The organism is Streptomyces sp. P3, from assembly GCF_003032475.1.
GTDB lineage: Bacteria > Actinomycetota > Actinomycetes > Streptomycetales > Streptomycetaceae > Streptomyces.
Genome location: NZ_CP028369.1, coordinates 8,374,861 through 8,387,583, shown reverse-complemented (window position 1 = coordinate 8,387,583; position 12,723 = coordinate 8,374,861). Strand labels below are relative to the sequence as shown.

Sequence of the window (12,723 nt, the reverse complement as noted above, 5' to 3'; positions counted from 1 at the left end):
CCCCCGGGTTCCCCCGCGTCTCCAGGACCCGCCCCTTTGACTGATCTCTCCGTCGCCCCGGTCACGGTGAAGTTCCCGCACCGGTCCCGCCGCGGCATCCTCCTCGGCCTCTCCCTGCCCCAACTCATCCTCGTCTCCTGCACACTGGCGCTCCTGCTGATGACGGTGGTCTCCACCGGACTGCTCGGCGCCGTCGCCCTGGCCCCGCTGTGGGCGGCATCCGGTGCGCTCGTCACAATCCGCCGGCACGGCCGCTCCCTCATCGACTGGGCGCCGATCGTCGCCCGCTACGCACACCGCCGCCGTACCGGCCAGACCCTCTGGCTCGCCCGGCCCGTCACCCGGCCCCGGCAGGACGGCATCCTCCACCTGCCCGGCACCACCGCCTCCCTCAAGGTGGTCACCCCCGGCGACTCCGCCAACGGCGCCGCAGCCGTCCACGACCCGCACCAGCACACCCTGACCGCCATCGCCCGCGTCACCAGCCGCGCCTTCGCCCTCCTCGACCCCGCCACCCAGAACCACAACGTGAGCAGCTGGGGACGCGCGCTCGCGGGCATCGCCCGCACCGGGCACGTCGCCACTGTGCAGGTGCTGGAACGCACCATCCCCGACTCGGGCGACACCCTCACCCGCCACTGGACCCACAACGGACAGCCCCAGACTCCCGTCGCCGGACAGATCTACTCCGAGCTGGTCGCCTCGGCCGGCCCTGCCGCAGCCCCGCACGAGACCTACCTCGCCATCTCCCTCGACCTCAAGGCCGCCCGGCGCCTGATCAACCAGGCCGGCGAGGGCTGCCCGGCGCGTTCACGTCATGGAGCAGACCACGCCTCCATCGCCCAGGCCGCGCGCAACGCCGGACTCCAAGTCACCGGATGGCTGACCGCGAGGGAGATCGCCGCCGTCATCCGCACCGCCTACGACCCCAAGGCGCTCGCCGCCCTCCAGCAGTGGTCCGAGACCGGCCGCGCCGAGGCCGATCCCGCAGCCGCCGGCCCGTCGTCCAGCTCGAGGAGTACGACCGGCTCGCACCGACAGCGCACGGCACGCGACGTACTGGGTGGAGAACTGGCCGAGGACGGAGATGGGGGCCGGGTTCCTGCACGGGATCATGTTCACGGCCGGCGTGCGGCGCAGCCTCTCCTTTATATACGTGCCGCAGGGACTCGAGTCCGCGCTGCGAGACGTCCAGCGGAAGAAGGCGGCGATAATCGCCGACGCCAACGAGAGGGCCCGCCGGGGGCAGGTCGACAGCGAGGAAGACTCCGTCGAGTACGCCGACGTCAAGCAGCGTGAGCGCCAACTCATCGCCGGACACGCCGACGTGGCCCTGACCGGACTGGTCACCGTCACCGCCGAGACCGACGCCCTCCTGGACGCCGCCTGCGCACAGATCGAGACCCACGCCGTCACCTCCGGCGTCGATCTGCGACGGCTCAACTACCAGCAGCCGGACGCCTTCGCCCTCACCGCGCTCCCGCTCGCCCGGACCGCCCTGTGAGCCGGGCCCGTCCCCGCCGGACAGCGCCGTGGCGCCCGCCGCTCTTCGATCATCCGTCACCGCCCCTGCCTGCCGGCAGGAAGGACCACCACCTTTGACCGCTCCACGCGTCCGGACGACGCGCACCCCTACCTCCGCGCCGCGAGCGCCGGAGTCCGCCACCACACCCGGGCCCTGGCACGTCGGACGCGAACCCGCCCCGGCCAGCGGACCGCGTGCACCTTGACGTGCTGCACGCCCACCTCACCGCCCTGCACCAGCTCGTGGACCGGCTTGCCGAAAACACCCGGCCTGCGCACCCCGCCGCCGGCCGCCACCTTGCCACCGCGCCACCCCGCCTCTGGCAGGCCACCAGCGATGTCCACTCCGCCTTCCACCTGCTGCCCAACAGCCGCAGCAGCAGAAGCCGAGTCGAGCGCATGCCATCCGGAGCGGCTTCCTGAGGGACCGCCCGTGCTCACGATCTGCCAGCGCCACCTCGCCGCCGGCATGTCATCCGCCGCAAGACCACCCCCACCGACCTCCGCCCGCACACCACAGCCTGCGTGCGATGAGCACTGCCCGCAGAAACGAGGGCCACCGATGAACCACCGGCCCGCCCGGCGCGCCCGCCGCGCCTCCGCCAGCCCGCTCTTCACCCCCCACGGCACCGACCGCGCCAGCCGCAAGGCCGCCCGTCGCCAGCTCGCCGAGGCCACCGCCAGGGCCCGCGCGAAAGCCAGTGCCCACCAGTGCGAGACCGCGTCCGCCGCGCACGAGATGCCCGCCGCGCTTTACCCCGGCGAACGGACGTCCCGGACCCGACTCCGCGCGGGGGAACCGGCTGAAACTGCCCGCCCACCGCATGACCACCGCGGTCGCGGCCGGTGCCTATCCCTTCCTCGCCGAAGGCGGACTCGGCGCCGAGGGCATCTACATCGGGCGCGACGTACACGCGGAAGCGTCCTTCGTCTTCGATCCGTTCGCGCTGTACGGCAAGGTCGAGGGATTCACCAACCCCAACCTCCTGCTCGCCGGGGTCATCGGCCAGGGCAAGAGCGCACTCGCCAAGAGCTTCGCGCTGCGTTCGGTGGCCTTCGGATACCGGGTATACGTCCCGTGCGACCCGAAGGGAGAATGGACGCCGGTGGCACAAGCCCTCGGCGGCCGGTCCGTCGCTCTCGGCCCCGGACTGCCCGGACGGCTGAACCCCCTGGACGCGGTCCCGCGCCCGCACAGCGTCTCCGAGGACGACTGGGTCGGCGAGATCCGCAAACGGCGCCTGCTCCTGCTCGGCTCCCTGGCCCGGACGGTCCTGGGCCGCGACCTGATGCCCATGGAGCACACCGCCCTGGACGTCGCCCTGGACGCCGTCGTCACCCGCGCCGTCCACACTGGCCGCACCCCGCTGCTCGGCGATGTCGCCGCCACCCTCAACAACCCCAGCGCGCTCGACGAGGCCGCCGGGATGATGTCGGGCCAACTCGGCGACGCCGCACGCGACCTGGCCCACGCCATGCGCCGCCTCGTCCACGGTGATCTGGCCGGCATGTTCGACGCCCCTTCCACCGTCGCCTTCGACCCGAACGCACCGATGCTCACCATCGACCTCTCCCGGCTCGGCGGATCCGGCGACGACACCGCCCTCGTCCTGGCGATGACCTGCGCGAGTGCCTGGATGGAGTCCGCCCTCTCCGACCCGTCCGGCGGCCGGCGCTGGATCGTGTACGACGAGGCGTGGCGGTTGATGCGGCACGTCGGCCTGCTGCAGCGCATGCAGGCCCAGTGGAAGCTCTCACGCGGCCTCGGCATCGCCAACCTCATGGTGATCCACCGGCTGTCTGACCTGCTCACCGCCGGCGACGCCGGATCACAGGGCCGGGCCTTGGCCGAGGGCCTCCTCGCCGACTGCAGCACCCGCATCATCTACCGCCAGGAGACCGACCAACTCCACGCCGCGGCCTCGCTGCTCGGCCTGACCTCCGTCGAAATGGACGCCATCGCCCACCTCAACCGAGGGCGTGGCCTGTGGAAAGTCGCCGGACGATCTTTCATCGTGCAGCACCTCCTGCACGCGTACGAGCTGGCGCTCTTCGACACCGACGCCCGAATGCATAAAAAAGCCGCAAAAGACTCATGAAACCTGATATCCGGCGTGAATTGATCCCGCGCGCCACCACGCTCCACCTCATCGACGCGATCAACGCCGTGAGGGGCAAACTCTCCGGCGCGTTCGAGCAGTGGGAGTTGCTGGACGACACCGGTCGCGTCCCGGCCTCGCCGTCCTACACCGCGCTTCTCCAGCACGTCACCGGCGCACAGACGCTCGCCCGTGATGTCGTCCAGCTGACCGCGGACTTCGCCCGGACCACCTCCAGTACGAACCGTGCCGGCAGCGCCGTCCTCGCTCATCTGGCGTCGGCGGTCACCCTGTCGAGCCAGGCCGTAGCGCACTTCGCCGAGACCGCGCAGACCGCGCTCTCACCGCCCCGGCCGCACAGCGAGAACGACAGCTGCGTCCGTGACAACCGCATGGTCGTCGAACACGCGACGGCGCGTTCCTGTCTGCGGCGCGCGGCACAGGCGCTCGGTGACGCGGTCCAGGAACTCACCGACCACCTCGACTTCCACCGCTTCTTCCTCACGCCCTCCCACCGCCCAAGCCCGGTACCGCCGCCCAAACCGCGCGGTCGCCACCGCTGACCCGGACCGGCCCCACCCTTTCAAGGAGCCCTCTGAACCGCCCCGCCCACCTAAGCGACGCCGACTGGGCCGACTACCAGCAGTGCCAGGCCGAGCACGACGACCTCATCGCACAAGTCGCCGAACGCGAAGCCCAGATGGAACACGACCTGATCGCCGCCTACGACGACTACGAACTCGGTTTCGCTCCCGTGCCGAAGCCCGAAGCCGACCCCGCACGCCGGACACCTCCGTCCCACCACGCGCCGGCCACCCGCAGGAGGAACCGTGGCCGCTGACCAGGAGAACACTCCAGAGGCCCGCCGCGCGACTGCGCTGGCACCGCTTCCCGACCACCGCAACGTGGACACGCCGTGGTGGCAGGAGCTGTGGCGCCGCCACGCGCACATCACCACGCCACTGCGAGAGCGCGGGCTGGAGTGCGACATCGAGTTCGGCCTCAGCGCCTACATCGTGCGGGTATCCCTCCCCGACGGCAGTTGCCTGATCATCGGTCCGCCGCAGGAGCCCCCATCCGACCGCCCGCCGGGACATCCGGAGGGCTGGATCGCGACCCGCGAGCACCCCGACGACACGTCGCTGTCCGAGGTCCTCTACGACTCGGCACCCTCTGACGACCCCGGTGCACCCCAGCGGCCCGAAGCCCGGCACGGCGGCAGCGCCCAGCCCCTGATCGAGGCGATCGACCATCGCCTCGATCAGCTCGGACTGCTGCCAACTCCCTCCTCGCCCACCGCCCGTACGCCCGTGTCCGCAGCCGAGCCGGCGCTCCGCACCCCCGAGCCCGCGGACGTCTCCGGCAATGCGGACCGCACCTTCGTCTACGGCGACGTACTCCTCGCTCTCACCGACCGGCTCAACGCCACCGAGTCACCTGCGGACGCCGCCGCCCTGCTGCACCAAATCCTGGACCCCACCAGCGGCCTGCTGGAACGGCTCAGCGAGTTCTTCGAAGCAGCCGCGGAAAAGGCCAGGGAATCCGAGCAGGACGACGGATTCGACCTCCACTACGACCTTCAGGACGCGGCGGCCACCCTGCGCAGTCTCGGCGAGGACCTGCACACCGCTGTCGACCGCATGCGTGCCCTGGCCCCCGCGCGCCGGACCACCCGGGCCGGTCTCCCGCCGGGCCCGAGCCCGGGGCCACCGACGGCGACCATCCCCGTGCCCGGCCGCACCCGGTGAACCAGGCACACCTGACGCTCACTGCGCCCTCGCCCGGCTCAAAGACCAGGAATGTGCCGCCTTCCCGAAATGGCGAGGTCCACCAGCCGCAGGCCCCACTTCGTGGACTTCCGCCCGGCAGGGACGTGGCCCGGACGGCGGTCGGCGTCGCCTCCGGGGAGGTACACGGTGCGCTATCTCGGCACTCCCTCAGGGCCTGAGATTCGGGCTGCGATGAGCGCCGGACGCATCGGCTGTATGACCACCCCGGCGCAAGGCAGCCGGATCCCCGAGGGTGCGCTGTATGCCTGTGACAACTCCAAGTTCGGCAGCGACGGCAAGGGCCGCTACTGGCCCGGAGCCCAAGCGTGGTTCGCCTGGCTGCACCGGACCGTTGAACGGTACGGGCCGGATCGCTGCCTGTGGGCGCTCGCCCCGGACCAGCCGTTCGACGCCGCCGGCACCCTCACCGAGTCCCTGCCGTGGCTGGCCCGCATCCGCGAACTCGGCGTGCCCGCGGCCTACGCGGCCCAGGACGGCTGCGATACACCCGGGCTGCTGCCCTGGGACGACTTCGACGTCCTGTTCCTGGCCGGATCGACCGAGTGGAAACTCGGCCCCGTCGCCGAACGGCTGGCCCGCGAGGCGAAGGCCCGCGGCAAAGGCGTGCACATGGGCCGCGTCAACTCCCGGATCAGGCTGGGGATAGCCGAGTGGTTCGGCTGCGACAGTGCCGACGGCACCTACCTCGCGTTCGGGCCCGACAAGAACCTGCCCAAACTTCTGAGCTGGCTCGACGAACTCGACGGCCGCCCCTCCCTCGTCGGCGGCACACACCCCTTCGCCGCCCCCGACGCTCCGTCGACGGCTCCGCCTCCGCGAGCAGACCTCCGACGACGTGTACCGCCAGGTCACGAGGCTGCCATGAGATCGAAGAAATACCCGCCCACGGCGACAAGCGATGTAGCCCCCGCCCTCCCGACACCACGAGGTCCCCGTGCCAGAACCCGCTGAACAGTCGACGCCACACCGGTCGCAGCAGCAGAACCTCGAACTGCGCAGTACCTCCGAGCCCCTCGAACTGCTCGACCACACCGACCACGTCCCGGACGATGGCGGGTCACCGGCCGGAGCTTCATCGTCCGACGTCAACTCCATTCGCACGAGCCTGGCGTTGTTCGACACTGACGGACCTGCAGACAAGCCCATGCCCGCCATTAGCCTCGGCGATCACGACCAGATCGGTGTCATCGCCCTCACCAGCAACGACGCCCCCGCTGCAGCCCACACCCTTCTTACCGACCACGGCATCTGGCGCCCACGAGGCGTCTTCGGCTCCATCCTGATCCACGACAGGTACGACCACGACGTTCCGGCCCGCCTCACGCGGTTCCTCGCCGATGCCGACCGGCAAGGCATCGGCGTGGAATACCACCTGCCCCGCATCTTCGCGGACGCCGGTTCTCCCGCTGCGGGCCAGCGCGTCGAAGAACTGTGGTGCGACAACCAGCAACGGGAGTACCGCCGTTCACAGCGTGAGACCGTCCGCATCGCCACCTCCGGCAGCGATCTGGAGTCCCTCACCCATGGCCTGTGTCACCGTCTGCCCGGCGAATGGGTTTCCTGCATCACCGACTTCGCCGATCCGGACAGCCAGCTCGACTTCTTCGACGACCTGTGGGACAACGCGTCTTTGGCCAGTGCCTGGATGCAATTCCGCGTTCCCCGCGCCGCGATTCTCACCGGCCCCAGCCGCCTTGAGCTCGTCGTGATCGACCGCCCGCTGCATCGCGGGCAGGTCCTCGTCGGCGCGCGATCTCTGCACGGCATCACCCACGACTACTTCGGCGACGACAACGCCCCGCACGCGATCGCAGTCCCCGCCGAGGCAGTCCGCGCCGCGCACACCGTCTCCCGGCGGCTCCTGCCCCGCTACCGCCAGGCCGCCTGGCGCCTCCGGAACCCATGACCGCGTCCCGCACCGATCTGTCCGCCTCCGAGGGCCCACCGACCCGCCCGCCCACAGCAGCGCCCGGCATACAGCCGACGGCGGGCACTTCGTCCTCAGCACAGCGGTAGACGCCCCCGCCCATCCTGGAGTTCCCCTGTCCGATCCTGACCAGCGGATGCTGCTGCACGACGTGGCCGACCGGCTCAACACCGTGGCCGACCACCTCCCGCTCCCCGACCAGATCCAACCGGACCCGGCCCTGAGCGAGATCCTGGACGACGAAGTCCGCCACCTGGCCAGCCTGCTGACCTACCTCGTCGGCGAGAGCGCCTTCCGCCACCGGGCCGCCGCCCGCTACCCGACCCGCGTCACGGCCACCCACCGCAGCACCACGCTCGCGCTCGCCCAAGCGGCCGAGCCCACCAGTGCCGCGCTCGCCGCACTCGGCTCGGCCGTGCGCCACCTCGGCGTCCTCGCCGACCTCACCCACCAAGCACCTGGTCCCGCCCGCACCCGGGCGATCGCCTCCACTTACCCGGGTCTCGTGGACCGGCTCGGTGAGAGCCGCACCTGCCTCGCCCGCGCCGCGAAGCAACTACGTGCCGCCGATACACGGGCGGCACCAGCCGTGACCGCGCCGTCCCCGCCGACGGCATCCGCCACCGCATCCCGTACCCGCTAACCCGCTATTTCCCGGAGCCTCCTGATTCCCCTGCACACCTCCGCACGCCGCACCGCCCTCCTGCTCACTGCCGCATCCGTCGCGCTGACCGCGTCCGCCTGCGCCACTTCCGGCAGCCCGGACGCCGACACCACAGCCAGGGCCACCCGCAGCAGCGCCTCCCCCACCCCGACCGCCGAGCCGGCACTGACAAAGAAGGAGGCCCTCGCCCAGATCTCCCACTACTCCAAGATCAACAACGAGGCCAACACCGACCGCGCCCGGCGCCTGCTCGACACGGTCGAGGACGGCCCGCTGTACGCGATGTCCATCTCGGACTACACCGAGATGTAGGTTCGCATTTCGCGTGTCCCTTTCCAATTAGTGGTGGCCTTTGTCCGGCCCAAAGGACAGCGCGGTGAGACGAACTGCTGTCTGATCGTTCACTCGTCGTAGTGCTGTTCCCGGCCCCGTTCTATGCAGCGGTCCCCTTCAGCTCGATTGTGGAGACGTCGCAGCTGGTCGGGACCGGGAGCTCTGCGCCCCGCTCTGGCTGCTCGGAGGTGGGGCATGTCGCGGGTGATTGACGAAGTCTCGATGAGTCTCCGTCGTACGAACGGAAAGATCGACGAGGACCTGATCTGGTCGACGTCGGGAGTCGATGTCTTCGAGCCCTCCATCCCGTGGCGTACGTTCCGCTGGCGCAACGGGCAGAAGCACTACTCCGGCACGCACTGGTCTTCCACCATGCGGGACCACGTCGTCTACGAGTCCCGCCTTGAGCTGACACGCCTGCTCTACGCCGACTTCGACCAGAACGTGACGGCCGTCTTCGCCCAGCCGTTCCTCCTCACCACCACCGTGGACGGGCGGAAACGTCGCCACGTCCCGGACTACCTCGTACTGCGCGAGAAGGACGTTCCACTGGTCGTGGACGTCAAACCGCGGCACTTGCTCACCCGACCGAAGGTGAACTTCGCGCTCGCCTGGGCCCGCGAGGTCGTCCTGTCACGCGGCTGGGACTTCGAAGTATGGTCCGAGCCGCCCGAGGGCGAGTTGGCCAACCTGCGCTTCCTCGCGGGCTATCGCCGAGACTGGCTCTTCGACGAAGACCTGCTCACGGAGATACGGCAGGCGGATCTACACGGGGCGACCCTGAGCGAGGCGTTTCACGCCTTCCCTCGACACCCCGACTGGAAGGTACGGGCCGCCGTCCTGCGGCTGTTGTGGAGCCAGCACTTCGTGACCGACCTGACGGAGGTCTTGTCCCGGCGGCACGTCCTGGGCCAGGGGCCGGCCACGGTGGTCGGCTCCGGTCGACGCGACCTCCCTCATCCCATCGACGCGTCCGAGCTCGACGGCGGTGACGACGAACCGGCCTATCGAATACGGGGATCTCGTTCGGGAGGACATGTGAACGGAGCCGCGGTACGTGTCGGGGTGGGCACGAGGCTGAAGTACGACGGCGAAGTCGTCGTGGTGGAAGAGATGTTCGGCTCGGCCGCGGGCAACGAGCTCCTGGTCCGCGATGCGGCCGACCGCAGGTTCCGGCTGTCCTTGAGAGTGGCGCTCTCCTCGGGCCGGGCCACGGTCATCGCGACCGGGCCGGGGCCGGAGGCCGACGAGGACGGCGAGACGGCCTCGGTGCTGTTCGCTCTGCTCAGCGAGGAGGAGCTGGCCGAGGTCAGGGAACGGGCCGCGCATGTCAACGAGGTTCTGACCGGCTTTCGTTCGGGCAGTGAGAAGGCGCCGGAGCCGGGCGAACCGCGGGCGCAGTACGCGGCCACAGTGCCCAAACTGCAGCGCTACGAAACGAAAGCCACCGAGGTGGGCGTGAGCGTGAGAACCATCAAGCGATGGGTGCGCGCCTTCCTGCTTGACCGCGAGGCCGGGCTGGTGCACGGCGGCCCGGATCGCGGAAGCGGGGACATGGGCAGGCTCGGCCGGGCCGATGAGCGGTGGGTGGAGATGGCCCTGGAGATCATGGCCGAGCACGGGCAGGAGTCGGAGTCAAAACCGACCCGCGCGAAGGTGATCCGCGCCGTCGGCCCGCGACTGGAGGCCCGCTACGGCAAGGGCGAGGTGAAGCTGCCGACCCGGGCGACCGCGTACCGATGGCTGGAGGAGCTGGAGCGGCGGCTGCCGACGTTCCGCCTCAGCACGAAACGCAACCGGGACATCGCCTCCCGGCCGCCGGGCGCGTACGGAAAGCTGCGGCCGACCAGGCCGGGCGAGTACCTGCTGATGGACACCACACGCCTGGACGTCTTCGCGATGGACCCGATCACGCTGAAGTGGGTGCAGGCCGAGCTGACCGTCGCGATGGACTGGTACGACCGGTGCGTAACGGGGATCCGGGTGACGCCGGTGTCCACGCAGTCCATCGACGTCGCGGCGGTGCTGTTCCAGACCTATCGTCCCCGGCCGCCGGGCAAGGGCTGGCCGTCGTGGGCGGTCTGGCCCGATCACGGCATCCCCCGCACGGTCTTCGTGGAGCGCAAGGCGCTCGAAAAGGACGCCAAGGAAGACCGGGAGGACGTCGAGGCGAAGGGGGTCGCGGGCCCGGCGCTGGTTCCCGAGACCATCGTGGTCGACCACGGCAAGCCGTACATCAGCGAGCACATCACCTCGGTGTGCCAGCGTCTGGGGCTGTCGATCCAGCCGGCTCGCCTGCGAACGGGCCGCGACAAAGGTCCGCTCGAGCGATTCTTCAAGACCCTGCGCGAGGGGCTGCTGGAGTCGCTGCCCGGGTATAAGGGGCCGGATGTGTTCTCGCGGGGCGAGCGGCCGGAGGACGCGGCGTTCTTCTTCCTCCACGAGTTGGAGGCGATCATCCGTGAGTGGGTGGCCTGCACGTATCACCACCGGCCGCATAGGGGGCTCCTCGACGCGAACGTGCCGGGCCAGCGGCTGTCACCGGCGATGATGTTCGAGCACGGGATTGCCCGGGCCGGGTACGTCGAGGTGCCACGCGACCCCGCGCTCGGCTTCGAGTTCCTCAAGACCGAGTGGAAGCCGCTGCACCACTACGGTGTCGAGATCCGCAAGTGCCGCTACAACGGCCCCGGGCTGGACGGCTACCGGGGCGAGAGCAGCGAGTACACCGGGGTCAAGGCCAAGGGCATGTGGCCCATCCAGGTCGACCCGGACAACATCAACTACATCTACTTCCGGCGCCCGGACACCCGCCGCTGGCACGCCCTGGAGTGGGAGCACGCGCCGGCGTTGAAGTTCCCGATCAGCGAGGGAGCCATCGAACTCGCCCGGAAGGTGGCGGGCGAGAAGTCGCCCTTCCCCGACGACGAGACCGCGGTGGCCGAGCTCCTGGAACGGTGGCACCTGGGCCTGGGGCTGACGTTGCCGGAGCGGCGGCTTGCCCTGCGCCAGGCCCGTGAACAGTCCGCCTTCGACCTGCCGGAGACCGTGTGGGACGACGTACGCGCGCTGCCGTCCGTCGCCCGGATCCTGGCCGCCGGCGACGACGACGATGACGCGGAGGAGCCCCAGGCGGGCGAGGCCGAGCCGTATGAGGGCCCGGTGCCCAGCGACGACGACGAGGACGACGAACTCGACGGCCCCGATGACGACGGGGACTTCTACGACGATGCCCTGGAGGACGCATGATGCCGACCCGCCCCGAGAACCCGCCGCTGGACAACCTCACACTCTCGCGGAAGGAGGGACTGCGAGCTCTTGCCGAGGCGCCGAAGCGGCAGCCGCCGGAGCTGCTCACGCTGAAACAGAAGGCGCTCCTGGGCGAGGCGGCGTTGCTGGAGTACGAGCAGGCCCGGAGCGTCTGGCACGCCAACCTGGGTCCGATCGGTACGCCGCAACTCAAGGCGCTGCACGAGGACTTGCGGGACATCGTCGACAGCAATCAGCAGGACGGTGACAAAGCCAAGGGCGCCGTGGCGGTGGACGCCTTCCCAGGGCTCGGCAAGACCACCGCGGTCCTGGACTTCGTGCTGAAGTATCACCGGCGGGTGATCGAGCGGGAGGGTACGTTCACCCCCGCCGGACACGAGCGGTGGCCGGTCTGCCGGGTCGGTCTGACCAGCAATATCGGCATGAAGGACTTCAACCGGTCGCTGCTGGAGTACTACGCGCACCCCGGCCGCAAGAGCGGCACCGCCACGCTCTTCGCTCAGCGCGCCCTGGACTGCGTGTTGGAATGTGAGACGCGCGTCTTGGTCATTGACGACATGCACTTCCTGAAGTGGCATGACCGCAACGGGACCGAGGTCAGCAACCACTTCAAGTACATCGCGAACGAGTTCCCCGTCACGATCATCTTCATCGGTGTCGAGCTGGGCAACCGCGGCCTGTACTCCGAGGCCAACTCCCGCGGCAACATCACGCTCGCCCAGACCGCGCGCCGCACCACCCCGCTGACGATGGAGCCGTTCGTCGTCACCAACGACAAGCACCGCCGTGAGTGGCGCAGCATGCTGCTCGCCCTGGAAAAGCGGATCGTGCTGTGCCGGAAGTTCCCCGGCATGGTCGCCGACGGCCTGTCCGACTACCTCTACATCCGCACCACCGGGCACATCGGCTCGTTGATGACGCTGATCAACCGTGGATGCCAGCGTGCTGCCCGCACCGGCGCCGAGCTCCTGGACGAGGAACTCCTCGACCAGGTGAAGCTCGACGCGGCGGCGGAGCGGGCGCGCAAGGCGCTGGCGAAGAAGTTCGAACGCGGTCGCATGACGACCAAGCCCAACTCTCGCCGCTCGCGCACTGCGAAGCACGTGGCGTGAGCTT

At 69.9% G+C, this 12,723-nt stretch carries 8 protein-coding genes and 3 pseudogenes; all 11 read left to right on the top strand.

Translation table 11 applies throughout. The features are described from left to right. Positions 1-36 precede the first annotated feature (36 nt). Positions 37-1,504, top strand: a pseudogene (locus C6376_RS37055) (SCO6880 family protein). A 69-nt stretch (positions 1,505-1,573) separates the two neighbouring features. Continuing rightward, positions 1,574-2,058: pseudogene (locus C6376_RS45885) on the top strand (DUF6238 family protein). Between the two features lie 28 nt (positions 2,059-2,086). Next, positions 2,087-3,623 (top strand): annotated as a pseudogene (locus tag C6376_RS37045) (VirB4 family type IV secretion system protein). Continuing rightward, complete coding sequence (locus C6376_RS37040) at positions 3,620-4,186, top strand: hypothetical protein (RefSeq protein ID WP_173985807.1); 567 nt, start codon at positions 3,620-3,622, stop codon at positions 4,184-4,186. Before C6376_RS37045 ends, C6376_RS37040 begins: the two are co-directional and overlap by 4 nt. A 137-nt stretch (positions 4,187-4,323) precedes the next feature. Continuing rightward, positions 4,324-4,464, top strand: a complete 141-nt coding sequence (locus C6376_RS44110; RefSeq protein ID WP_159083375.1) for a hypothetical protein — start codon at positions 4,324-4,326, stop codon at positions 4,462-4,464. Further along, positions 4,454-5,371, top strand: a complete 918-nt coding sequence (locus C6376_RS37030) for a hypothetical protein (RefSeq protein WP_107447408.1) — start codon at positions 4,454-4,456, stop codon at positions 5,369-5,371. The genes C6376_RS44110 and C6376_RS37030 overlap by 11 nt, the downstream gene beginning before the upstream one ends. A gap of 213 nt (positions 5,372-5,584) precedes the next feature. Then, positions 5,585-6,364 carry a hypothetical protein gene (locus C6376_RS37025; protein ID WP_173985806.1) on the top strand — a complete coding sequence of 260 codons (780 nt, stop codon included), beginning with the start codon at positions 5,585-5,587 and terminating at the stop codon, positions 6,362-6,364. Then, a complete protein-coding gene (locus tag C6376_RS37020) occupies positions 6,348-7,319 on the top strand; it encodes a hypothetical protein (RefSeq protein ID WP_107447406.1) in 972 nt (323 codons plus the stop codon). The genes C6376_RS37025 and C6376_RS37020 overlap by 17 nt, the downstream gene beginning before the upstream one ends. 157 nt (positions 7,320-7,476) lie before the next feature. After that, positions 7,477-7,983: a hypothetical protein gene (locus C6376_RS37015; RefSeq protein ID WP_107447405.1), complete on the top strand. Its 507-nt coding sequence runs from the start codon at positions 7,477-7,479 to the stop codon at positions 7,981-7,983. A 576-nt stretch (positions 7,984-8,559) separates the two neighbouring features. Beyond that, positions 8,560-11,586: a TnsA-like heteromeric transposase endonuclease subunit gene (locus C6376_RS37010; RefSeq protein ID WP_254076226.1), complete on the top strand. Its 3,027-nt coding sequence runs from the start codon at positions 8,560-8,562 to the stop codon at positions 11,584-11,586. Beyond that, a complete protein-coding gene (locus C6376_RS37005; protein WP_173985805.1) occupies positions 11,583-12,719 on the top strand; it encodes a TniB family NTP-binding protein in 1,137 nt (378 codons plus the stop codon). Before C6376_RS37010 ends, C6376_RS37005 begins: the two co-directional genes overlap by 4 nt. The last annotated feature ends 4 nt before the right edge of the window (positions 12,720-12,723 follow it).